At 68.3% G+C, this 21,782-nt stretch carries 13 protein-coding genes and 1 pseudogene; all 14 read right to left on the bottom strand.

Going from position 1 to position 21,782, the window contains the following annotated elements:
* Positions 1-8: 8 nt before the first annotated feature.
* Positions 9-1,202 (bottom strand): annotated as a pseudogene (locus MUG78_RS18420) (thioesterase domain-containing protein); the annotation flags it as partial.
* The gene (gene pks13, locus MUG78_RS06600) at positions 1,157-5,287 is read right to left on the bottom strand and encodes a polyketide synthase Pks13 (protein WP_372493145.1); all 4,131 of its coding nucleotides are present in this window, start codon (positions 5,285-5,287) and stop codon (positions 1,157-1,159) included. The gene pks13 and the pseudogene MUG78_RS18420, both read right to left, overlap by 46 nt.
* Before the next feature lie 94 nt (positions 5,288-5,381).
* Complete coding sequence (gene fadD32, locus MUG78_RS06595; protein ID WP_246993380.1) at positions 5,382-7,286, bottom strand: long-chain-fatty-acid--AMP ligase FadD32; 1,905 nt, start codon at positions 7,284-7,286, stop codon at positions 5,382-5,384.
* Positions 7,287-7,426: 140 nt separating this feature from the next.
* Positions 7,427-8,443: an LLM class F420-dependent oxidoreductase gene (locus MUG78_RS06590; RefSeq protein ID WP_246993378.1), complete on the bottom strand. Its 1,017-nt coding sequence runs from the start codon at positions 8,441-8,443 to the stop codon at positions 7,427-7,429.
* Positions 8,444-8,542: 99 nt separating this feature from the next.
* Entirely contained in the window at positions 8,543-9,511 is a 969-nt protein-coding gene (locus MUG78_RS06585) for a cutinase family protein (protein WP_246993376.1), read from the bottom strand.
* 4 nt (positions 9,512-9,515) lie between these two features.
* Entirely contained in the window at positions 9,516-10,052 is a 537-nt protein-coding gene (locus MUG78_RS06580) for a hypothetical protein (RefSeq protein ID WP_246993375.1), read from the bottom strand.
* A gap of 108 nt (positions 10,053-10,160) precedes the next feature.
* Positions 10,161-11,630, bottom strand: a complete 1,470-nt coding sequence (locus MUG78_RS06575) for an alpha/beta hydrolase-fold protein (RefSeq protein ID WP_372493283.1) — start codon at positions 11,628-11,630, stop codon at positions 10,161-10,163.
* 185 nt (positions 11,631-11,815) lie between these two features.
* Positions 11,816-12,823 (bottom strand): alpha/beta hydrolase, encoded by a 1,008-nt coding sequence (locus MUG78_RS06570; RefSeq protein WP_246993373.1) that lies wholly within the window; start codon positions 12,821-12,823, stop codon positions 11,816-11,818.
* 305 nt (positions 12,824-13,128) lie between these two features.
* A complete protein-coding gene (locus tag MUG78_RS06565) occupies positions 13,129-15,153 on the bottom strand; it encodes an arabinofuranosyltransferase AftB family protein (protein ID WP_246993371.1) in 2,025 nt (674 codons plus the stop codon).
* Positions 15,146-16,057: a decaprenyl-phosphate phosphoribosyltransferase gene (locus MUG78_RS06560; RefSeq protein ID WP_246993369.1), complete on the bottom strand. Its 912-nt coding sequence runs from the start codon at positions 16,055-16,057 to the stop codon at positions 15,146-15,148. The genes MUG78_RS06565 and MUG78_RS06560 overlap by 8 nt, the downstream gene beginning before the upstream one ends.
* A gap of 10 nt (positions 16,058-16,067) precedes the next feature.
* Positions 16,068-16,670: a phosphatase PAP2 family protein gene (locus MUG78_RS06555; RefSeq protein WP_246993367.1), complete on the bottom strand. Its 603-nt coding sequence runs from the start codon at positions 16,668-16,670 to the stop codon at positions 16,068-16,070.
* Complete coding sequence (locus MUG78_RS06550; protein ID WP_246993365.1) at positions 16,651-18,567, bottom strand: glycosyltransferase; 1,917 nt, start codon at positions 18,565-18,567, stop codon at positions 16,651-16,653. Before MUG78_RS06550 ends, MUG78_RS06555 begins: the two co-directional genes overlap by 20 nt.
* Positions 18,568-18,595: 28 nt before the next feature.
* Positions 18,596-19,786 carry a UDP-galactopyranose mutase gene (gene glf / locus MUG78_RS06545; RefSeq protein WP_246993363.1) on the bottom strand — a complete coding sequence of 397 codons (1,191 nt, stop codon included), beginning with the start codon at positions 19,784-19,786 and terminating at the stop codon, positions 18,596-18,598.
* Positions 19,787-19,912: 126 nt separating this feature from the next.
* The gene (locus MUG78_RS06540) at positions 19,913-21,616 is read right to left on the bottom strand and encodes a SpoIID/LytB domain-containing protein (protein ID WP_246993361.1); all 1,704 of its coding nucleotides are present in this window, start codon (positions 21,614-21,616) and stop codon (positions 19,913-19,915) included.
* Between the last annotated feature and the right edge of the window lie 166 nt (positions 21,617-21,782).

Genomic DNA, 21,782 nt, shown 5'->3' with positions numbered 1-21,782 from the left:
CGTCACGCTCAGGACTCCTTCTGGTTCACTTGCGCAATCCGACTCGTCAGATCGGCGCCGACCTTGGCCACATAGGGCTCGTCGACGATGGACAGGTGGTCGCCGCCGATGTGGACGATCTCGAGATCGTCGACCACCTCGCTCCAGCGCCCGTCCTCGTCGATCTCGGCCCACTGCGGTTCGAGTTCGATGGCGCCGTCGTGCATCTTGTCGGCGCGGTACAGCACCACCTTGCCCGCGTACGGGGTCGGCGCGATGTTGGTGAGCGCGCGGTTGTCGAGGAACGACGTCCGCTGGTGCTCGATGATGCCGCCGGGGATCTTGGTCCCGGACATCGACATCATCTCCATGATGATGGCGAACTGCTCGTCGTCGTCGGCCTCGACCAGACGATCCATCGGCAGCGGAATGTCGTCGTCGAGGTCGTAGGTCTTGACCGCGAAGTCCTTCCAGCGTTCCAGGCGGGCCCGCTTGGTCTCCGGGGTCTCCACCACGTCTTCGCGGGGACGGACGACGTCGATCAGGCCCACGAACGCGATCTCCTCGCCGGCTTCGCGCAGCACCTGGGCCGCACCGTAGGCCAGGACGCCGCCGAGCGACCAGCCGACCAGCACGTACGGCCCGTGCGGCTGAATCTCGCGGAGCTTGGGCAGGTACTGGTGCACCCGCTCCTCGATGGAGCCTTCGACGCGGTCGAAGCCGATCACCGGCTGATCCTCCGGCAGACGCTTGAGCAGCGCCTCGTAGGCGGACGTGTTGCCGCCGGCCGGGTGGAAGACCAGCATCGGCATCGGATCGCCGGCCGCGGTGTCGAAGGTGTGCTGTCGTTCCCCGTTCGCGCCGGTCGGCACGCGCAGGTAGCGGACGAAGCCGTCGACGTCGGCCGCGGCCTCCATGTGCCGGCGCACGTACTCGCTCATGTCCTCGATGGTCTCCGAGTCGAGGATGTCCTCCACGTCGATGTCGCCGCCGGTGCGGTCGTTCAACCGGTCGGTGAGCTTCTGCGCGGACTCTTCGTCGAGGACGGGCAGCTTGTTGAAGATGCCGCCGGCCGACTTGCCGGTCACCACGGCGTAGGCACCGAAGGTGAGACGCTCGGCCGCGTCGCGCGGCGGGACGTCGGCACCGGCCGCGGCCGCCACCTGGGCCTGATCGGTCAGGTCCGCGGCGGGGGCTTCGGCGGGCGGAGTCGGCGTAGCGGGCTCCACCGGCGCAGCCGGCACCTCGACCGCGGGCGCCTCGACCTCGGGTTCGTCGACCTGGGGCTCTTCGACCTGGGGCGCGGCGGCCTTGCGGCGTTCGCCTCGTCGATCAGGGCGCTGAGAGCGGCGGTGTCCAGTTCCTGGCCGTCGCCGGCACCGTGGGCGAGCAGGTCCACCTGGTCCCGGTTCTCCACCGCGAAGGTGACGAACTTGGTGACGTCGGCGAGATTCGCCTGCCGCATGGCCTGCAGCTGCAGCTGCGGGATGTCGAACTCGTACTCCACGCGGTTCTTGATCCGCACCGCCATCAGCGAGTCCAGACCCAGCTCGATCAGCGGGACCTCACGCGGCAGGTCGTCCGGGTCGTAACCCATCGACTCGCCGACGATCACCGCGAGCCGCTGCTCCACGGTCTGGCCGGATTCCGGCGTCCACTGATCGCCGATGTCGTCGATCACCTCGTCTTCGACGACGAGCGGCCCGGACGACTCCTCGACGGGCGTCGGCACGACAGCAGGTGCCTGCGCCACCGGCACCACGGCACCGGTGAGCGGACCGCCGGTGACGGACGCCTCGAACAGCAGCGCGTGCCCGTGCGCGGCATCGGCGAAGATCGCCAGTGCGCCACCGCCCGGGTGGCGGGTGTACACGGTGGTCAGCGTGCCCTCGCCGGGCAGTTCGCCGTACGAGTCGGCGGCGGCGACGGCCGGCGAGTCCAAGACGTGCTTGGCGGCGGCCAGCACCAGCTCGCGCGGATCCTTCACCACCGAGGCGGTCACCTCGAAGGCGTGCCGACCGTCGGGCAGCGCCACGTGCGCGCCCGGCATGGTGCTGGTCCCGGAGCCGCTGTCGACCGCGGCGGTGAGCCAGTACGGCTTGCGCTCGAAGCTGGTCCGCGGGACGTCGGCATACGGCAGGTCCTGGCCGATGCCGAACAGTGCACCCACATCCACCGCGTGCCCGTGGACCCACAGCTTCATCAGCGCGGTCACCAGGCCGACGTTCTCGTCTTCCTTGCGGCGCAGGGTCTCGATGAGTTCGGCGTTGTGGATACCGGCGCCGAAGGCGGCGGCCGCCACCGAGATCAGCACGGCCGGGTTCGGCGCGAGTTCGATGAACGTGCGGTGGCCGTTCGCGACGGCCTTGTCGATGGCCTGCGCGAACCAGACGCTGTGGCGCAGCCCCTTGGTGAAGTACTCGATGGTGTGCACCGGCTCGGCGCCGGGACGGTAGAACACTTCGCGGTCCACCGAGCTGTAGAAGCCGGTGGTCGGCGACAGCGGCTCGATGCCGGTCAGCTCGTAGGCGAGCTCACCGAGCAGCGGATCCATCTGCGAGGTGTGGCTGGCGCCCTTGGTGGCCAGCTTGCGGCCGAGCTTGCCCTCGGCCTCGGCGCGCGCCACGATCGCGTCGACCTGCGGCTCGGGGCCGCCGATCACCGTGTGCGTGGGCGCCGCGTAGACGCAGATCTCCAGATCGGGGAAGTCGACGAGGACGTCGTTGATGTCGTCGGCGCTGTACTCGACCAGTGCCATCAGGCGGATGTCGTCGCCCACCAGCATCGACTCGCCCTCGCCCATCAGCCGCGAGCGCTGGCAGATGACCCGGGTGGCGTCGGCCAGCGACAGGCCGCCGCTGATGTAGGCCGCCGAGGCCTCGCCCATCGAATGCGGGATCAGCACGCCGGGCTCGGCGCCGTAGTGGCGCATGGTGTCGGCCAGGGCCACCTGAATGGTGTAGATCCCGACCTGCGAGGTCTCGATGCCGTAGGTCTGCTCGTCGTCGAGGAACACCTCGGCGATCGAGTAGCCGAGCTCGTTCTGCACGTACTCGTCGACGCGGTCCACGTTCTTCGCGAAGACCGGATTGTCTTGGTACAGCTGCTTGGCCATCTTGCGGTGCTGCGAGCCGAAGCCGCTGAGCAGCCACACGGCCGACGCCGCATCCGGGGAGTCGGAGGTGAAGACGAACGGCGCGTTCTTACCCTCGGCGACCGCGGTGGCGCCCTTGATCGCGTCGGCGTGGCTGCGGGCCATGATCACCGAGCGCGTGCGCCCGTGGTTGCGGCGGGCCAGCGTCCGGCCGATCTCCACCAGCGGGGTGGCCGCGCCCTCCTCGGTCTGCAGCCACTGCGCGAGTTCCGCGGCGGCACGACGACGCCGCGACGGCAGGAAGCCGCTGATCACCAGCGGCACCACCGCGTCGGGACCGGCGACCGGGGCGAAGCCCGCGGTCGGATCCGCCTCGACGACCTCGACCACGGGCTCGGTCTTGCGTGCCTGCGCCGCGAGCACCGCGCGCTCGGCCTCGGTGAGGAAGTCCTCGTCGTCGTCGAAGTCGTCCACGGGCGCCGCGACCGGATCGGCGGCCGGCGCCGCGGCCACCGCTGCGGGGTTCAGGTCTTCCGGGGTCACTTCGCGCACCACGATGTGGGCGTTGGTGCCGCCGAAGCCGAAGCCGGAGAGGCCGGCGATCGCGTTGCCGGAGTAGCGCGGCCACGCGGTGTTCTCGGCGGTCACCTTCAGGTTGGTGGCCTCGAACTGGATGTACGGGTTGGGGCCGACGTAGTTGAGCGACGCCGGGATCTGGTCGTGCTGCAGCGACAGCACCACCTTGGCCAGCGCGCCGGCGCCGGCGGCCGACTCCATGTGGCCGTAGTTGGTCTTGGCCGAGCCGAGCAGCGCCGGGGCGTCCGCACTGCGGCCGCGGCCCACCACGCGTCCGAGGGCGTCGGCCTCGATCGGGTCGCCGAGCACCGTGCCGGTGCCGTGCGCCTCGATGTAGTCGACGGTGCGCGGGTCGATGGCCGCGTCGGCGTACGCATCGCGCAGCACGTCGACCTGGGCGTCCGGGTTCGGCGCGAAGATGCCGTTGGACCGGCCGTCGGAGTTCACCGCGGAACCGGCGATCACAGCGAGCACCTGGTCGCCGTCGGCGCGGGCCGCGGACAGCCGCTTGAGGACGAAGACGCCGCCGCCCTCGGCGCGGATCATGCCGTCCGCGTCGGAGGAGAAGGCCTTGATCTTGCCGTTCGGCGCCTGCGCACCGATGCTGTCGAAGCCCAGCGTCACCGCCGGGGTGACGATCATGTTGACGCCGCCGGCCAGGGCCACGTCGGTCTCACCGGTGCGGAGGCTGCGCACCGCCTGGTGGACGGCCACCAGCGACGACGAGCACGCGGTGTCCACGGCGATCGACGGACCGCGGAAGTCGAAGAAGTAGGAGACGCGGTTGGCGACGATCGACGTCGCGGTGCCGGTCAGCGCGTAGGCCGCGGTCTCACTGGCGCCTTCGCCCAGGCCCATGGTGGCGAGCATCTGGTAGTCGTTGGTCGAGGTGCCCAGGAACACGCCGACCGGTGCGCCCTTGAGGTCGCTGGCCGGCAGGTGCGCGTTCTCCAGCGCCTCCCAGGTCAGTTCCAGGACCAGGCGCTGTTGCGGATCGACCATCTCGACCTCGCGCGGGCTCATCTGGAAGAAGTCCGCGTCGAAACCGCGCACGTCGTCGAGGTAGCCGCCGTGCACGTTGGCCTCGGCGATCACCTCGGCCAGCCGCGGATCGGCCTTGAACTCGGCCCAGCGGTCCTCGGGGAGGTCGGTGATGCCGTCGACGCCGGTGATCAGTGCTTCCCAGGTGGACTCCGGGGTGTAGCCGCCCTTCGGGAAGCGCGTGGCCAGCCCGATGATCGCGATGTCGTCGTCGGCGTCGCGGTCGCGTTCCCAGAACCGGTCGGCGTCGAGATCGAGGCCCTCGTCCGGGTCGCCCTCGATGATGCGCTTGGCGAGCATCGCGATGGTCGGGTGGTTGTAGGCGGCGGTCGCCGTCAGGATCACACCGGTCCGGTCCTCGACGTCGGCGGCCAGCGCCACCGCGTCGCGCGAGGACAGCCCGAACTCCTCCATCGGCCGGTCGTCGGCGATCTGGTCGATGGGCTGACCGGTGGTGGTCGAGACCCACTCCCGCAGCCAGTCGCGCAGCTCTTCGACGGTCAGGCCGCCGGCGGTCTCGCCCGCGGTCCCTGCGTGATCGGGGTGCTCGGTGGTCGACTCGGTGGAGTCGGCGCCGTGGTTCTCAATGTCAGACATCGCTCTACAGCCTACTGATTCGAAGAAGTCGGTTAGTACGCGTCAAGCCCGGTATGTCGACGACATACCGGGCTTTCCGCTCGAAGGTCACGATTTATTCGCCGGCGTCCGGGAAGGCCGTCTGCTGATAGCCACCGCGCAGGGTGCCGTCGACGTAGGCCGCCTTGGTGGCCCGGCGAGCGATCTTGCCGCTCGAGGTACGCGGAATGGAGCCCGCGGGGACCAGCAGCAGATCGCGCACCATCACGCCGTGGCGCCCGGCGACCGCCGCGCGCACGGTGTCGGCGATCTCCTGCGGATCGACCTTGCGTCCGGGGCCGCGCTCGGCCACGATCACCAGCTGCTCGGACGCATCGTCGGCGTCGAAGGTGAGGCCGGAGAAGCCGCCCTCGAAGACTTCGGCGGGGAGCTGGTTGGCCGGGACCGCGAAGGCCGCGACGAAACCGGGACGCAGGTTGACACTCGCCTCCTGGGCGCTCGCCTCCAGGTCCTGCGGGTAGTGGTTGCGACCGTCGACGATCACCAGGTCCTTGACGCGACCGGTGATGTACAGCTCGCCGTCGTAGATGACGCCGAAGTCGCCGGTGCGCATCCACTGCGCGTCGTCCGGCGTGCCCTCGGCGTGGCTGCCCTCGGGCAGACGGGTGGTGAGGAGATTGTGGAAGGTCTCCTCTGTCTCGTCGTCCTTGTTCCAGTAGCCCTTGCCGATGTTCAGGCCGTGCAGCCAGATCTCGCCGACCCGGCCGTCGGGCACCTCCGACGCGGTGTCGCCGTCGACGATGCAGGCCCACTGGCTGAGCGCGACCTGACCGCAGGAGACCTGCGCGATCGCGTTCTCGGCGTCCTCGGCGACGGGCACGAACTCGCCCGCGTTCAGCTTGTCGCGGTCGACGTAGCTGATCAGGGCCGCATTGTCGCGCTGCGTCGCGGACACGAACAGGGTGGCCTCGGCCATGCCGTAGCAGGGCTTGATGGCCTTGGGCGAGAGTCCGTAGGGCTCGAACGCCTCGTTGAATTTGCGCATCGAGCTCACGGTGACCGGCTCGGACCCGTTGATCAGACCGATCACGTTCGACAGGTCCAGCTCTTCGCCGTCCGCGGGCAGACCGCGGGCGGCGGCGTGCTCGTAGGCGAAGTTCGGTGCTGCGGCGTAGGTGGGGGCGCGGTCGTCGGCGGCCGCGAGTTCACGGATCCACCGGCCCGGACGGCGCACGAAGGCCGCCGGACTCATGATCGTGATGTACTTGCCGCCCAGCGCGGGCAGGATCACGGTGAGCAGGCCCATGTCGTGGAACATCGGCAGCCAGGTGACGCCGCGCGAGTTGCGGTCGATCTCGATGCAGTCGTAGATCTGCAGGCAGTTGGCGGCGACGGCCTCGTAGGTGATCTCGACGCCGGCCGGCACGCGCGTGGAGCCGGAGGTGTACTGCAGGTAGGCCACCGTGTCGCGGTTGTGGTCGGTGCCGGCCACCGGCGCCACCCAGGTGGAGCCCACCGAGTCGGGCACCGCGTCGACGGCGATCACGCGCGGACGGTCCTTGGCGGGCCGGTCCGAGAAGAAGTCGCGGACGGCCTCGGCCGACTTGGTGGAGGTCAGGATCGCCGTGGGCTGGCAGTCGGCCAGCACGCCGTGCAGGCGGTCGGTGTGACCGGGCTCGTCCGGGCTGAACAGCGGGACGGCGATGTTGCTCGCGTACAGGGCGGCGAAGAAGCCGATCACGTACTCCAGCGACTGCGGCGCCAGGATGGCCACGCGGTCACCGGGCTTGGTGACCTGCTGAAGCCGGGCCGCCACCGCACGCAGGCGCTTGCCGAACTGGGCCCACGTCAGATCCTGGGCCTCCCCGTCACGCTCACGGCTGTAGTCGATGAACCGGTACGCCAGAGTGTCGGCCTGCTCGCGGACGTTTCGTTCCACGTAGTCCACCAGGGTGGCGTCTTCGGTGATTCGAAGGTTGCCGGATTCGTCGAGGAACTCCTCGAATTCGGTCTTCAGCATTGCAAACTCCTGTACCGCACGCGCGGCGTCTTCTCATTCACATCGGTGCCGTATCCACCACCCCGAGGTATCGGCACCCTGTCTCCGCCCCGCTCTTCGACGCTTCGCATCGAGCCGGGCACACAAAACCTTGGCTGATTCTACTCCTCCCGCAGCAGCGGGATGACAGGTGCGAAGGCATCCAGCTGGGTCGGGAAGACTCCCACGTAACTCATGGTGGTTTGCCTGCGCACTTCTCGAACCTGTTCGGCGATCTCTTCGAAGGTGCCGAAGGCCAGATAGGGCGAGGCCAGGATATCGTCGACGGTCAGCTCGACGTCCCGCGCGATGTTCGGCGGATACCCCTGCTCGAGCGCCTTGAGCGCCATCTCCGCGGTCCCCACCCGGTCGTCGGTGATCACGATCGTCGCAATGGTCCAGTTCAGCTCGATGTCGTCGAACCGGTCGCCGGCCGCCTGCCGGATGCGGTCCACCCGCTCCTTGGTCTTTGCCATCGTCATGTCCGAGAGTCGCAGCAGCCCCTCCGGAGTGGAACCGGTGGCCACCGAGATGATGTCGGCGTGCTTGGCGGCCAGCGCCAGCATCCGGGGTCCACCACCGCCGACGGCGATCGGCGGACGCGGACCCTGCCGCGGGCGCGGACTGCCTTCGAGGCCGCGAATGCGATAGAACTCACCATCGAAATCGACGGTCTCGCCCCGCATCAGGCGGTCCAGGATGGTCAGCGCCTCGTCGAGCTTCCGGATCCGCTCGGCGGGCGTGCCGAACTCGAGGCCGGCCTTGTCGAACTCGTCCTTCATCCACCCCGCGCCGATGCCCAGCTCCAGCCGCCCCTTGGACAGGACGTCGATCGTGGTGGCTTCCTTGGCCAGGATCGCCGGGTGCCGGAAGCCGTTGGCCAGCACGGACGTGGCCAGCCGAATCTTGCTGGTGGCCTGGGTGAGGGCGCCGAGCGCCGCCAGCGGACCCACCTGGTTGCCCAGATGGTCCGGGATCGCGAAGGTGTCGTAGCCGTATTCCTCCGCGGTCTGCGCGAGCTTCACGAACCGGCGGGCGCCGCCCTCGTCCTTGTTGCCCTCGCCGCCGGCACCGAAGCGGAACTTACGGAATCCCTCGGCGGTGTGGGTCGCCGGGTTCGGAGTCCGGTCTGCAGTCACCGACATCCTCCCTGTAGTTGCCGTCGCAATGTCACGAAAAGGTTAACTTAGCAGGTGACGAACCTGAAAACGGCTCGACCCGCCGGACCTCGTCTCCGCTCAGGAGTGCGCCGGATGCGGTGCTTCGTCGATCAGCCTGCTGGCCCACGCGAACATCCACTGGGTGGCGGTGGAACCGCCCGCCGACCAGTAGCGCGTGGTCGCGTACATGGCGTGCACGGGATTGTTCGCGGCGTTCGCCAGTTTGCCGATGGCGCTGAGCGGATTGGTGACGCGCGGTGCATCGCAGATCAGGTCGCCGGACGCACAGATCGAATAGGTCCGCTCCTCCAGGGTGCCGAATCCGCCCGGCCGAGGGCCGGTCATCTCGATACCGGGGACCAGCGAACCGAACGGTGCCAGGGTGATCTCGGCGCCGACGCCGTCCGGACTCGGCGCGACGTCGTTCTGCTTGCCCGATTCCCGACGACCGTCGGCGATCAGGCCGACGCCGAGCACCAGGTCGGCGTCCTGCTCCGGGATCGGTCCGCGGCCGTTGCCGATGTCGGAGGCGATGTCGCCGACGATCACCGCACCCTGCGAGAAGCCCATCAGCACGTAGCTGGTCAGCGGGCAGTGGCCGTGCGTCTCGGCCAGCTTCGCCGACGCACGACGCTTACCCTGGGCCCGCGAATCGTTGTAGTCGCGCTGCTTGTCGGTCAGCACCGTCGGGTTCCGGAACTGCGCGACGTAGGGCACCGTGTAGACCTCGGCGCGGCTCTGCGGGAACTTGCCCTGCAGTGCCTTGGTGATGCGCAGCATCAGCGACCGGCTGTTGGCCGTGGGCCGGTACGGATCGTCGTTCGCCTTCGACTCCCAGGTGCCCGGCACCGACAGCACCAGCACGTCCGGGCAGTCGGCCGGCTGCGCCTCGGGGCGATGCTCGGGTTGCGTGGTCGGGCCGGACGGCCCCTTCGGCGGCGGCGGAGCGGGCGACAACATGGTGATCACCAACACCACCACCAGCACGATGGCGGCGATCGCCAGGAAGCCGAGGCCGAACGCCACCCTCTTGGTACGGCGCTTCACGCGGTCAGCAGAGGTTCTTCTCGGCGGCAGCGATCAGCTTGTCCGCCTTGGCCCCCGCCTCGTTGTCGCTCTTGACCGACGGTCCGAGCCCGGCGCTCACGTAGATCTTGATCATCGCCGGGTCGGTCTTCTTGCCCTTGGCGTCGCAGACGTAGTAGCCCCAGGTGAGGGCGGCGTTGTTGTCCTCATCGCCGAGGAAGGCGACGTCGTCGCGTTTGAGCGCGGCGAGGTAGTCCTTGTCCTTCTCGCTCAGTTTCGAGTCGTCCGCCTGGCCGCCCGAGGGCTTCTCCGGCTTGGTGGCCGGGAGCGTGCTGGTCGCCTTCGACGCAGCCTCCGCCGCACTACTGGAGGCGGCGGCCTCCGACGGCGACACCGACGACGGCTCGCCCGACTCGGGCGCACTGCCCGAGATCATCGTCGTGGTGACGTCCTGATCGAGCGGAGAATTCGCCGTCGACGAATCCCCGCACGCGCTCAGCGAGATCGCCGCAGCGGCGATGGCAGCGCACCCGAGGACGCCGCGAAAGAACTTGCCAGTCATGGTGGAAAGGCTACCTTCCAAATCCGACCGCAGGTTCCCCCGAGGGGTACTCACCTGCATAAACACGGGAGAAACTCAGCGGATTATCACACTCGACGGTGAGCGGCGTCACGGCTTGGCTTCCACCCTCGCGCCGCCCTGCGGCGTCCAGGTGATCTTGCCGCGTTCGAAGGTGTTGAACTTCACCTTGCCGTCGCGCGAGGTGCGCTCGTCGCTGGTGGGCAGTCCGAGCCGATCGAAGGCCGTCACGTACGCGCCGCCGATCGCACCGGCGACTACCTTGGGACCGTCCGGTCCGGTGAAGATGCGGCCGTCGCGGAAGTCCTGCGCGTGCCCGCCGGGCACCGGGTACTGCGCCGTGAGGCACCCGCCCAGGCTGCGCAGCTGCTTGGCCTTCTTGAACGCGGGGCCCGCCTTGCAGGCCACCTTGTCGCCGGACAGCCCGAGAGCGCTCGCCGCCTGCGGCCACGCCTGCTTCATCTCGAACTCCCAGTAGGGCCAGGTGTGGGTGCCGGACGCGCGGTAGACCGCCTGCGCCGGAATGCCTTCCTTGTTCAGCTTGGTGGCGAACTGCTGGCTGGTGGAGCGGGCGAGGACCTCGAGGCCGACGCCGGAGTAGTTGGTGGCCAACAGCGGCAGTTCGCTGGGGCTGTCGTGCGGACCGACGACGCCGTTGCCGGACGAGATGTACAGGCTGGTCCCGCGCAGCTTGTCGACCAGCAGATACGGGTCGTGCTCGGCCCATGCCGGATCGCTCGGCGGACCGAACATCTTCATCGAGTCGTAGCCGCCGCCGTCCCGCAGCGCGAACTGGATGGCCTGCGGCATGCCGTACGAGGTGAGCTGCAGGATGCCGGAGTACGACGCCGCGAACTTGAAGAAGCCGGGGTTGCGCGCGGCCAGCATCATGGCCGCCGTGCCGCCCATGGACAGGCCCTGGACGCCACGAACGTCCGTGGACCGCCACTGGTCCTGCAGCAGCGGGGTGAGCTCCCTGATGAGGAAGGTCTCCCACTGGTAGTTCTTGCCGCGGTCGGGCTGCTTCCAGTCGGTGTAGAAGCTCGACTCGCCGCCGATCGGTAGCACCACGTTGACGTTCTTGTCCTGGTAGAAGCGCTGGATGTCGGTGTTGATCACCCAGCCGCTCTGATCCTCCTGCGCGCGGAGCCCGTCCAGGGTCAGCAGCTGGGGGAACTTGTCGCGCGGCTTGGCGAACCAGTCGCGGGCCAGGAGCAGCTGCACCTGGATCTCCTGCTTCATCGCCGGCGAGAAGACCCACAGCGCGACCCGGTGGCTGTCGTACCAGAAGGTCTTGGTGACCCGCGCGGCCTGGGCCGGCGCAGGTGCCGCAGGCGCGGGTGCGGCCGGGCGGTCGGCGGGCGCCGGACGATCCCCGGATCCCGGCGCGGGTGCGGCCGGACGGTCCGTCGGCGCAGCCGGAGCGGGCTGCGCAGGCTCGGCGCCGACGGGGCCGGCCACCGGCAGCAGCAGCGCCGCACTCGTCGCCGTCGCCATCAGCGCGGTTCGCAGCGTCGTACGACGACCGGTCACCGGTCGGCTCGTCGCCCTATTCCACATCGCCACGTCCCTGCTCCTTCACTGCGCCCATCACGGACCCCGATCGCTGTGCTCGCGGATCGCCCGCACACGACGATGCGAGGCGCTCCACGTGTTTTTGTACACGTGGAGCGCCTCGTTGTCCGTACGCCACGCTGTGGCGCATGTGAATTGTGTGACTAATGTTTCATAGCCACGTCACTGGATCAGTTGAAGAACCCGCGACGGTGCGCGTTCCAGACCATGTCCTGCCAGTAGCCCCACGCGTGGGTGCCGTTGGCGTAGTAGGTCATCGGGTTCAGGCCCTGCAGGCGAGCGCCACCCTCGAAAGCCAGCGCCTGCGTCAGTGCCAGGATCTCCAGCGGGGTGCCCTTGAAGAGGTCGTCGCCCACATTCTGCGGGTAGTTGTACTTGCCGAACAGACCGTTGCCCGAGCCGATGTACAGCTTGAGGCCGTGCATCCGGTTGATGAGCATGAACGGATCGTTCTGCGGCCAGCGCGGGCTCCACGGCGGGCCCCACATCGAGTCGACGTTCCACGGCGCCGGAGCGACGTCGAGCATCGCGACGCGCAGCATGGTGCGCATGCCGGGTGCGGTCAGGTAGTTGTAGCCCGAGAGCGAGGCGGCCGCGTAGAACAGGTCACGACGCTGCGCGGCGTGGGTCAGCGCGGCGTTACCGCCGGACGAGATGCCCATGATCGCGAACTTGCCGTTCTTGGTCGCGAGCTTCGGGACACCGCCGGTGCCCTTGCGCAGGTTGGTAGCGAGGCGCGTGATGACGCAGCCCCACTTATAGGTGCGCTGCTGGCCGTTGAAGTTCGACGGAGCATCCCAGTTGGTGTAGAAGCTCGCCGGGCCGCCGATGGGCTCGACGACGTTCACGCCGCGATCGGCGAGACGCTGGATGTTGGTCTGCTGCTCCCAGCCGCTGGTGCCGTACTCGGCACGCATGCCGTCGAGCATGATGACGGTGCGACGGTTACCGGGCTTGGACCAGATACGGACCTTCACCTTGCCGGGCGCCATGGACTTGTTGCCGAAGGCGCCGTTGGTCGGCATCCCGCAGGAGTCGGTCCAGTACGTCTTGCCGACGGCCGCGCTGGCTTCGCCGGTGCCAATCGTGGTGCCGATCAGGCCGACGGTGGTCGCCACGGCGATCAGGACCGCTGTCAGGCGACGGCCCCGCCACGGCTTCCTCTTAGCTTCACGCATTACTGCTCTCTTCCTTCGCTTACTCGATTGTCAGACCCTTCTCAGGTCCGACAACCGCCTCGTCCCGTGTCAGCAGTCTCCTGACTTGACACACGCCACACCCGTAACCGGATGGACGGAAGCCTATCCGCCTCGTTCCCACCACCGCAAAACAGTGACCTGGATCACAGTGTCGGTACTGGAATCAACGCCGCGGATCGCTCTCTGCATCACTGCGCACAGAGCCGTTCGCTATCAATACCATCGGGTAGCTGTGGAGCGACGTTACCGTTTCGAGATAGAAAATGCCCACTCAGTGAGCCGGATCACTTCTCATCCAGCTTGATCGGTTCCAAACCGCACCGCAAGATCTCGTACTCGGGCTGCCGCACGATCCGATAGCTGTTGAACTCGAAGGCCTGGCGCAGGTTGTGCCGGAACCGCGCGAACGACCACGTCTCCTTATAGGAGGCGAAGCGCGATTGAGTCATCGGGCACGTGAGCGCCACATTGGCCTGCCGCACCTCGATCGGGTCGATGTAGCCGGGCAGACCCGGACCACCCGCCACACCGCCGGTCTCCGCGATCACCCAGGCCGTCGGCAGATTCTTGTCGTGCCCGATACGTCCGTCCTCCAGACGCTCGGTGTGCGCGGCCAGCGGATAGGCCAGGCCCATCTGATCGATCACGCGGACGTCGAGCGGGGCGTTCATGCCCGTCATACCCAGGTTCAGGAAGTACAGGGTGGTCTGATTCCGCTTGTTCTCGGGCAGGTTCTTCCGGAGCTCGGCCACGTACCACTCGTCGTAGTTGCCGGAGGGCAGGATGATGCCGCCCTTCCCGTCGAGCTCCTCGATGCGCTCCATCATGGCGCGCATGCGCGGGTAGTCGAGATAGTCCTCGGCCGTGATCGGGTTCTCGTTGGCCATGTTCGCCACATAGAAGCGCCGCTCGTCGACGATGCCGTCGCGGCCGATGTCCATGCCGGCGTCGGAGAGGACGTTCTGCGAGATCGCCGCGGCCCACCAGACCGTGCCGCCGACCACCAGGATGATGAACGCGGCCGCGGCGAGTCGCCAGCGCGCGAGCGCCGTGCGCGCGCTCGTCGGGATGGTCGCCGGCACCACCATCAGCGGCAGCAGCAGAATGAACAGCGGGGCCAGCAGCACCCGGCCGTGCATGAAGTCGCCGCCCTGGCGCAGCCAGTACAGCGTCAGCAGGGTTCCGGCCACGGCCACGGTGATCACCACGGTGCTCGGCTGCTGCAGGCGCGCCTGGAAGTCGACCCATCGGGTGGCCCAGTTCCGGCTCTGCGAAGAGACCGGTTCCAGGATGTCCGGGATGTCGTCGGCGATGTGCGCGTGCGGGTCGATCTGCTCGGGATCGTGACTGCGCACGCGCGTGGCGATGACGACCGCGGCCACCAGCACCGCGAGGATCACCGGCAGCAGCAGGGTGTACGGACCGAACAGATTGCCCAGGTAGGTGAAGCCCTGGCCCCACTTGGCGCCGCTGGCGTCCTTGGCAATGGCCGGGTGCGGCACCAGAATCGCGTAGTAGCCCATGCGGAAGATCTGGTAGCCCACCGGCACCACCGCGGCGACGACGACCATCGACACCCGCAGCTTCCAGCCGATGGGACCGCAGAAGAGCACCAGCAGCACGAGGCCGCCGAGGATGGTGATCTCCGGACGGATCAGCGGGGCCAGGCCGGCGAAGAAGGCGAGGAACAGGAAGGCGGCGTTCGCGCGCCAGTCCGTGCGTTCGCGGTCGCGCATCGCCCAGGCCAGGAACAGACACCACAGACAGGCGATCCAGAAGATCACCAAGCCGTTCTCCAGGCCGCTGGTCGCGAAGTCGCGGGCCGGCGGCAGCGCGATGTAGACCACCGAGCCGAGCGGAAGCAGCAGCGTCAGGGTCTTGGCGCCCGCGGTCCCCGCACCGAGGAAGCGGTTGCCGTAGAGCCGCGCGGTGCCGTACATCGCGATCGGGATCGCGGCGACCGAGAGGATCAGAGCGACCCACAGGACCACGTACTCCAGCTGCGCACCGGTGACCCAGCCCCAGAACGACAGCAGATAGGTCCACGCGGTGGAGGTGTTGGCCTCCACCCGCTCGCCCGCGTTGAACACCGGACCGTTGCCGGCGTAGAGATTGCGGATGGTGCGGAGCACGATCAGACCGTCGTCGGCGATCCAGCGACGCTGCCACGCACCGATCGCGAAGAACGTCGTAACCAGAGCCGTACCGATGAGCCAGCTCAGGCCCGGGACGAGAAGACGTCGGTCAGTGCGCCACCGACGGCCGGTGCGGCTGTCGGTGGCGGTATCGGCCTCGACCTCATCAGCCATAGACGGCGACCGCCACGAAGACGATCCAGGCGATCGCCAGGAACTGCAGGATCCGGTCGCCGAGGGCGATCTCCTCCGGCTCGCCGGCCGAACCGCCGTCGACGTCGACCGCGTAGCGCAGGATCGCGACGGTGAACGGCACCATCGAGATGGCGTACCAGACGTTCTGGCTGTGCTGGCCGTCGAAGGCCCACAGTCCGTAACAGAGCACCACGGCCGTGGCCGAGAGCGTCCACACGAAACGCAGGTAGGTGGTGGTGTAGTACTCGAGCGACTTGCGGATCTTGGCGCCGGTGCGTTCGGCCAGCTGCAGCTCGGCGTAACGCTTGCCCGCCGCCATGAACAGCGAACCGAAGGCCATCACCAGCAGGAACCAGCTCGACAGATCGATGTCGGCGGCCACGCCGCCGGCGATCGCGCGCAGCAGGAAGCCCGAGGAGACGATGCAGATGTCGACCACGGCCTGGTGCTTGAGGCCGAAGCAGTAGCCCAGCTGCACCACCAGGTACACGCCGATGGTGACGGCGGTCTGCCAATTGGCGATGAAGGCGATGCCCACCGAGGCGGCCATCAGGACCACCGCCAGCACGTAGGCCAGGTTCCGCGGCACCACGCCCGCGGCGATCGGGCGGAATCGCTTGGTGGGGTGGGCGCGGTCGGCTTCCACGTCGAGCGCGTCGTTGACCAGGTAGATCGACGACGCCGCGAGGCAGAACGCCACGAACGCGATGCCGACGTTGCCCATCTTGGCGGCGTCGGTCAGCGAGTCGCTGCCCGCGGCCAGCGGTGCAGCCAGCACCAGGACGTTCTTGACCCACTGTCGGGGTCGCATCGCCTTGATCAGGCCGGTGGCCAGATTCTTCGGCGGCCCGGTGACGGCGCCCTCGATCGGCTCCTCGCTCATCTGCTGTTCCTCACTTGTTCGACGCCGACGGCGCGAGCCGATCGATGTAAAGCTTGTCTGCCGCGATGACCGCACCGGCACTCGCCGCACCGATCACTGCACCCGCCGCTACATCGGAAGGGTAGTGGACGCCGAGCACCAGACGAGAAAGCAGCATGGGGGCGACGAGGGTCGCGGGCAGCACAGCAGGCGGAAGTCCGGCGGCGCGGCCGAGCAGAATCGCGGCCGCGGTGGTCGACGTGGCGTGGCTCGACGGGAAGCTGAGCTTGCTCGGCGTACTGACGCCGACGGCGATCAGCGGGTGGTTCGGACGCTTGCGGCGGACCACGCGCTTGATGATCACCGACGCCGCGTGCGCGCCGAACGCGCCGACGCCGGCCTCGATGTACTTGCGCTTGCGGTCCTCGTCGCCGGCCCGGTGCGCGAGCAGGGCGCCGGCGGCGGCCAGCCCCATCCAGCCGAGCGCGTGCTCGCCGAGGTGGCTGAGCCCGCGCGCGGCGGGCAGCACGCCGGGGCGGCCGGACAACGCCGACTGCACGCCGATCAGCACCAGTTCTTCACCGCGCGGGGCGCGATCGGCGCCCGTCACCGGGTCAGTCGATTCCGTAGACACGTGCCCAACTCTCCTTGCTGCCCAGTTCCTCGTGTGCCGCGCGGTACTGCGCCCGCATCTCGTCGAACCGGTCGCGCAGCTGCTTCTGCAACTGCGCCGACTCCTTGGCGAGCTCGAGCATCTTGTCGCGGTCGCGTTGGCGGTAGACCACGCCGCGGCCGTCGGCGGTGGTGACGGTCACGCCGTCGACCCGGCCCAGCGAGAACCAGCGGGCCTCCACCGGCGGGTAGTTGGCCTGCGGCACCTCGTGATGACGCGGATCGGCCGGGCGGGCGTTGTTCACCACGGCGCCCAGCAGGGCCTTGACCTTGGCGACCGGGCCCTTGGGCTCGTTGACGCCGAGGTGGGTGGCCTCACCCGAGGTGCGCGGCAGATCTTCCGCCGACGGCAGAACCACCGCGTCCGGGTAGTTCTTGCGGATCCCGGCGATCTTGCCGAGCGCGGTCGGCAGGATCTCGCGAATGTGGAACGGACCGGCCAGGAAGTCGCGCATCGCCTCGTTCTGAATGGCGACCGTCGAATACTCCAGGCACAGCAGGTGCTTGGCGGTGGCCTTGGCGTGCGAGCTCAGGATCCCGGCGATCGGGCCGTCGGTGTACAGCGAGGCCACCACCAGCCGGTTGCGCAGGTGGAAGTAGGCCTGCCAGTCGATGGCGTCGTCCTTGTCCGACCAGGCCATATGCCAGATCGCGATGCCGGGGACGGTCGCCGTCGGGTAGCCGGCGCGATCCGCGCGCAACGCGTACTCCCAGTCGTCCCACTTGATGAACAGCGGCAACGGCAGGCCGATCTCCTCCGCGCACACGCGCGGGATCATGCACATCCACCAGCCGTTGCCGTCGACGTCGATCCGACGATGCAGGTTCTTGGAGTTGTCCCGGTCGCTCAGCGGGTACTTCGCGAAGTCGTGGTCGTACTCGACGAACGGCGCCGCGGTCCACATGAAGCGATGCCGGTCGATCACCTCGCCCATGCAGTGCAGGTGGCTGCGGTCCTGCAGGTTCAGCATCTGACCGCCGACCAGCATCGGCTTCTTGGCGAAGCGCGACATGGCGAGGGCGCGCAGGATCGAGTCGGGCTCGATCATGATGTCGTCGTCCATGTACAGGACGTACGGGCTGTCGGTGAGCCGCAGCGCCTCGAACATGATGCGCGAGTAGCCGCCCGAGCCGCCCAGGTTGCCCTGGTTGAAGATGTGCAGGCGATCGCCCAGGGCGGCCGCGGCCGCGGTGTAACCGGGCTCGTCGACCACCTTGCGGGTGCCCTGGTCGGGCATGATCACGGCGTCGACGACGGCGTCGACCAGCGGGTCCGACGTCAGGGCGGCCAGCGCGGCCACCGCATCGGTGGGCCGGTTGAAGGTGGGGATGCCGACGGTCACGTTGGCCGAGCCCGCACCCTCGGGCACCTCGATCGGCGCGTACCAGCCGGCCGCCACGATCTCGGTGGCGTCGGTGGTGGTGACGTCGAACCAGATCCAGCCGCCGTCCTCGAACGGGCCGAGGTCGGTCTCGTACTCGAAGACGCCGCGGCCGTTCGCGTCGACCTGGACCAGGTCGCCGCCGATGGCGATGCGCGAGCCGTCGATCTTGGACCGGTACAGGTCCACGCGGGCGTTGCCGATCACCTCGATGCGCAGCACCACCGACGTCAGCACCGTCCAGCGACGCCAGTAGGAGGCGGCGAAGGCGTTGAAGTAGGTGGCGAAGCTGACCTCGGACTCGCCGCCGAGCCGCACGCTGGTGCGGTCCGGGGCGTGCGCCCGCGCCTCGTTGCGATCGGATTCGACCAGGTACAGCGAACGCACGTCCAGCGGCTCACCCGGTCGGGGGAAGATCACGCGCTGCAGCAGCGAGGTGGCTCGGCTGTCGGTCGCGGCCAGGTCGGTTGAAGTCATCTATCGTGCTCCGTCATTCCGCATCGGGTCAGTCCGCCAGCGGTGTGCCGTCACGCAGGTGCGGGGCCAGCGTGTTGTCGAACATGGTCAGCGCACTGGCGATGGCCATGTGCATGTCGAGGTACTGGTAGGTGCCCAGACGTCCGCCGAAGAGCACGCCGTTGGCAGCCGTCTCGGCCTTGGCCAGGTCGCGGTAGGCGGCGAGGCGGTCGCGGTCCTCGGGGGTGTTGATCGGGTAGTACGGCTCGTCGCTCCCGTCCGCGAAGCGACTGAACTCGCGCATGATGACGGTCTTGTCGGTCGGGTACTCGGTGCGCTCGGGGTGGAAGTGGCGGAACTCGTGGATCCGCGTGAACGGCACGTCGGCGTCGTTGTAGTTCATCACCGGGGTGCCCTGGAAGTCGCCGGTGTCGAGCACCTCGAGTTCGAAGTCGAGGGTGCGCCAGCCCAGGTCACCCGCGGAGTAGTCGAAGTAGCGGTCCAGCGGTCCGGTGTAGACCACCGGCGCGGACGGGTTGGCCGCGCGCAGCTCGTCGCGGACGTCGAACCAGTCGGTGTTCAGGGCGACGGTGATCTTGTTGTCGGCCGCCATGTTCTCCAGCCACGCGGTGTAGCCGTCGACCGGCAGTCCCTCGTAGGTGTCGCTGAAGTAGCGGTTGTCGAAGTTGTAGCGCACCGGCAGCCGGGTGATGTTGCCCGCCGGCAGGTTCTTCGGGTCGGTCTGCCACTGCTTGGCCGTGTAGTGCTTGATGAAGGCCTCGTAGAGCGGGCGGCCGATCAGGCTGATCGCCTTCTCTTCGAGGTTGTTCGCGTCGGCGGTGTCGATCTCGCTGGCCTGCTCGGCGATCAGCGCCCGGGCCTCGTCCGGGCTGAAGTAGCGGCCGAAGAACTGCGACACCAACCCGAGGCCCATCGGGAACTGGTAGGCCTGGCCGTCGTGCATGCAGAACACGCGGTGCTGGTAGCCGGTGAACGAGGTGAACCGGTTCACGTAGTCCCACACCCGCTGGTTGGAGGTGTGGAACAGGTGCGCCCCGTACATGTGCACCTCGATGCCGGTGGTCGGCTCGGCTTCGGAGTAGGCGTTGCCACCGAGGTGGTTGCGTCGTTCGACGACGAGAACGCGCTTGCCGAGCTGGGTTGCGGCCCGCTCGGCCACGGTCAGGCCGAAGAATCCGGATCCGACCACGATCAGGTCGTAGGCACTGTTATCGGTCACAACAGACCAGGCTATCGGACGGAACCTGAGTGTTGACCAAGGCGCGGCGGCCGATGGAGGTGGAGAAAGATCACTCCCGCCGCCCGGAACGGGCGGCGGGAGTGGTCGTGCAGCGAAGAGCCGGCCTCAGCCGAGCGCGTCGGCGGTCGGGAAGCCCAGGACCGCCAGGCCACCGCGGTCGAGGTAATCGGTGAAGGCGTCACCCAGTAGCGCCTTGGCGCCGGTGAGCGGGCTGTAGTAGATCACGCCGTTCTCCAGGATCTGCACCAGGCCGTGCATGCCCTTGCCGTCGACCACGAGTTCCGGCTTGGCCACCGTGCCCGTCGATCCCTGCGAGTTGTCGCTGCGGTCCTTGGCCACCGTGCCCAGCGAACCCTGCGAGTTGTCACTGCGGTCCTTCGCGACCGTGCCCAACGAACCCTGCGAGTTGTCGCTACGATCCAACGCCACCTGCTTGGCGCCGAGGATGCCCAGACCGGCGGTGATCATCTGCTCGATGAGCGGGGTCAGCTGACCGGTCACATCGCTGAACTCGCTGAGCCCGAGGGCCGAGAGATCCGGCAGGTCACCGGACATCAGCGAGGTGAGCGGGCTCAGATCCAGGAAGTCCAGCAGGCCGCCGCCGCCCGGGTTCGTCGGGCCCACCGGTGGCTTGACGATCTTGGGCATGCTCTTCTGTCCGACCACGGAGAACCAGTCGGACTTGAGCTGCAGCTTCTGCCGCACCTCGTCGCCGGTGGCCTCCACGGTCCGGCTGCTGCCGACCACGCGGACCTTGCCCACGCGGCCGCTGCCCTCGCCGAGACCGTTGGCCTCGATCACTTCGAAGCTGCGGAGCGCGCCGACGCCGAACGCCGAAGCGATGCTGCCGGGACTGACCGTGGCGGTCCAGTTGTGGTTCGGGGAGACACGGTCGCCGGCGTCGACCACGGCCGGGAAGTCGCCGCCCGCGGTGTAGCCGCCGGTCGACGCCGAGAACTCGGTGAGCGCCGGCTTGCCGCCGCGCATCCGGACCTGACCTGCGGTGGCATCCGCGGCCCGATTGGTGCGGGGATCCTCGCCCGAGGCGCCGTGGTACACCTGCGACTGCTGGGTGTTGTTCATCTTGCGGCCCGCCGCGAGACCGGCCACGACGTAGGAGCGCGCCGCCACGGCCTGCGCCTTGAGCGCCTCGAAGCCGCCGGAGTCCGCCCACGCCGGGACCGACTCCTTGGGGATCACGCCCTTGACGTAGTCGTCGACCTTGACCTTGTTGGCCACCCCGTCCGGGCCGAAGCCCAGGGCGCCGCGGTACTTGCCGCCGTCGCAGAAGGTGAGAAGTTCATTGGCCGGGCGGTTGGGCCCGGCGTTGATCGGCTCCACCCACTGGGCGGGAACGGTCCGAACGACGGCGCCGTTGCACCCTTCGGTGATGGTGGCGTTGCCCCCGGACAGGCGCACTGCCTGTCCGGGAGCCACCGTCTGGCCAGCCACCTTGGCACCAGCGTCCGCGCGGACATGCACCGACTGCCGCTCGCTGAGCGAGACAGTGATGTCGGGGTTGTCCACCTTCCCCGCGGTCGTGTTGCCGTAGTAGTGACGCAGGATCTTGTCGGCATTCCAGCCTTGTTTGGCATAGCCGTAGGCGCCCCATTGGCCCATGCCGCGCCCGTGACCGTGACCCTTGCCGTTCAGAATCAGCGGAGAGTTCACGCTCAGTGCGACCCCCGTGTCCGGGAGCAACTGACTTCCACCCAGGGCGATTCCGCCGGCGGCCAACAACGGCGCCAGCCCCAGGGCGGCAAAGGTGAGAGTTCGCTTCTTAGCTCGGCCGGGTCGGGTCAGTGGCACTGTATTACCTCTTCGCGCGGGACCCCAGCTGCAGCCTGTGGCCCGTGTGATCAATGGGACTCATGTGACAGTAGTGATCACACGGCGAGGCGCACAAGCCGCCACGGTCACAACCGGGTCACGCTTGTCGAACACGCTTCGAACACCCCGGCGCCACTCCCGCTCC

It is taken from the genome of Gordonia alkaliphila, assembly GCF_023017165.1.
Classification (GTDB): Bacteria; Actinomycetota; Actinomycetes; order Mycobacteriales; family Mycobacteriaceae; genus Gordonia; species Gordonia alkaliphila.
This window is presented reverse-complemented; position numbering and strand designations above follow the sequence as displayed.

Bases quoted from the DNA above. Each gene is read 5' to 3' on its own strand.
- pks13 (WP_372493145.1), bottom strand. From the start codon at position 5,287: ATGTCTGACATTGAGAACCACGGCGCCGACTCCACCGAGTCGACCACC.
- fadD32 (WP_246993380.1), bottom strand. From the start codon at position 7,286: ATGCTGAAGACCGAATTCGAGGAGTTCCTCGACGAATCCGGCAACCTT.
- MUG78_RS06580 (WP_246993375.1), bottom strand. From the start codon at position 10,052: ATGACTGGCAAGTTCTTTCGCGGCGTCCTCGGGTGCGCTGCCATCGCC.
- MUG78_RS06575 (WP_372493283.1), bottom strand. From the start codon at position 11,630: ATGTGGAATAGGGCGACGAGCCGACCGGTGACCGGTCGTCGTACGACG.
- MUG78_RS06570 (WP_246993373.1), bottom strand. From the start codon at position 12,823: ATGCGTGAAGCTAAGAGGAAGCCGTGGCGGGGCCGTCGCCTGACAGCG.
- MUG78_RS06565 (WP_246993371.1), bottom strand. From the start codon at position 15,153: ATGGCTGATGAGGTCGAGGCCGATACCGCCACCGACAGCCGCACCGGC.
- MUG78_RS06560 (WP_246993369.1), bottom strand. From the start codon at position 16,057: ATGAGCGAGGAGCCGATCGAGGGCGCCGTCACCGGGCCGCCGAAGAAT.
- MUG78_RS06550 (WP_246993365.1), bottom strand. From the start codon at position 18,567: ATGACTTCAACCGACCTGGCCGCGACCGACAGCCGAGCCACCTCGCTG.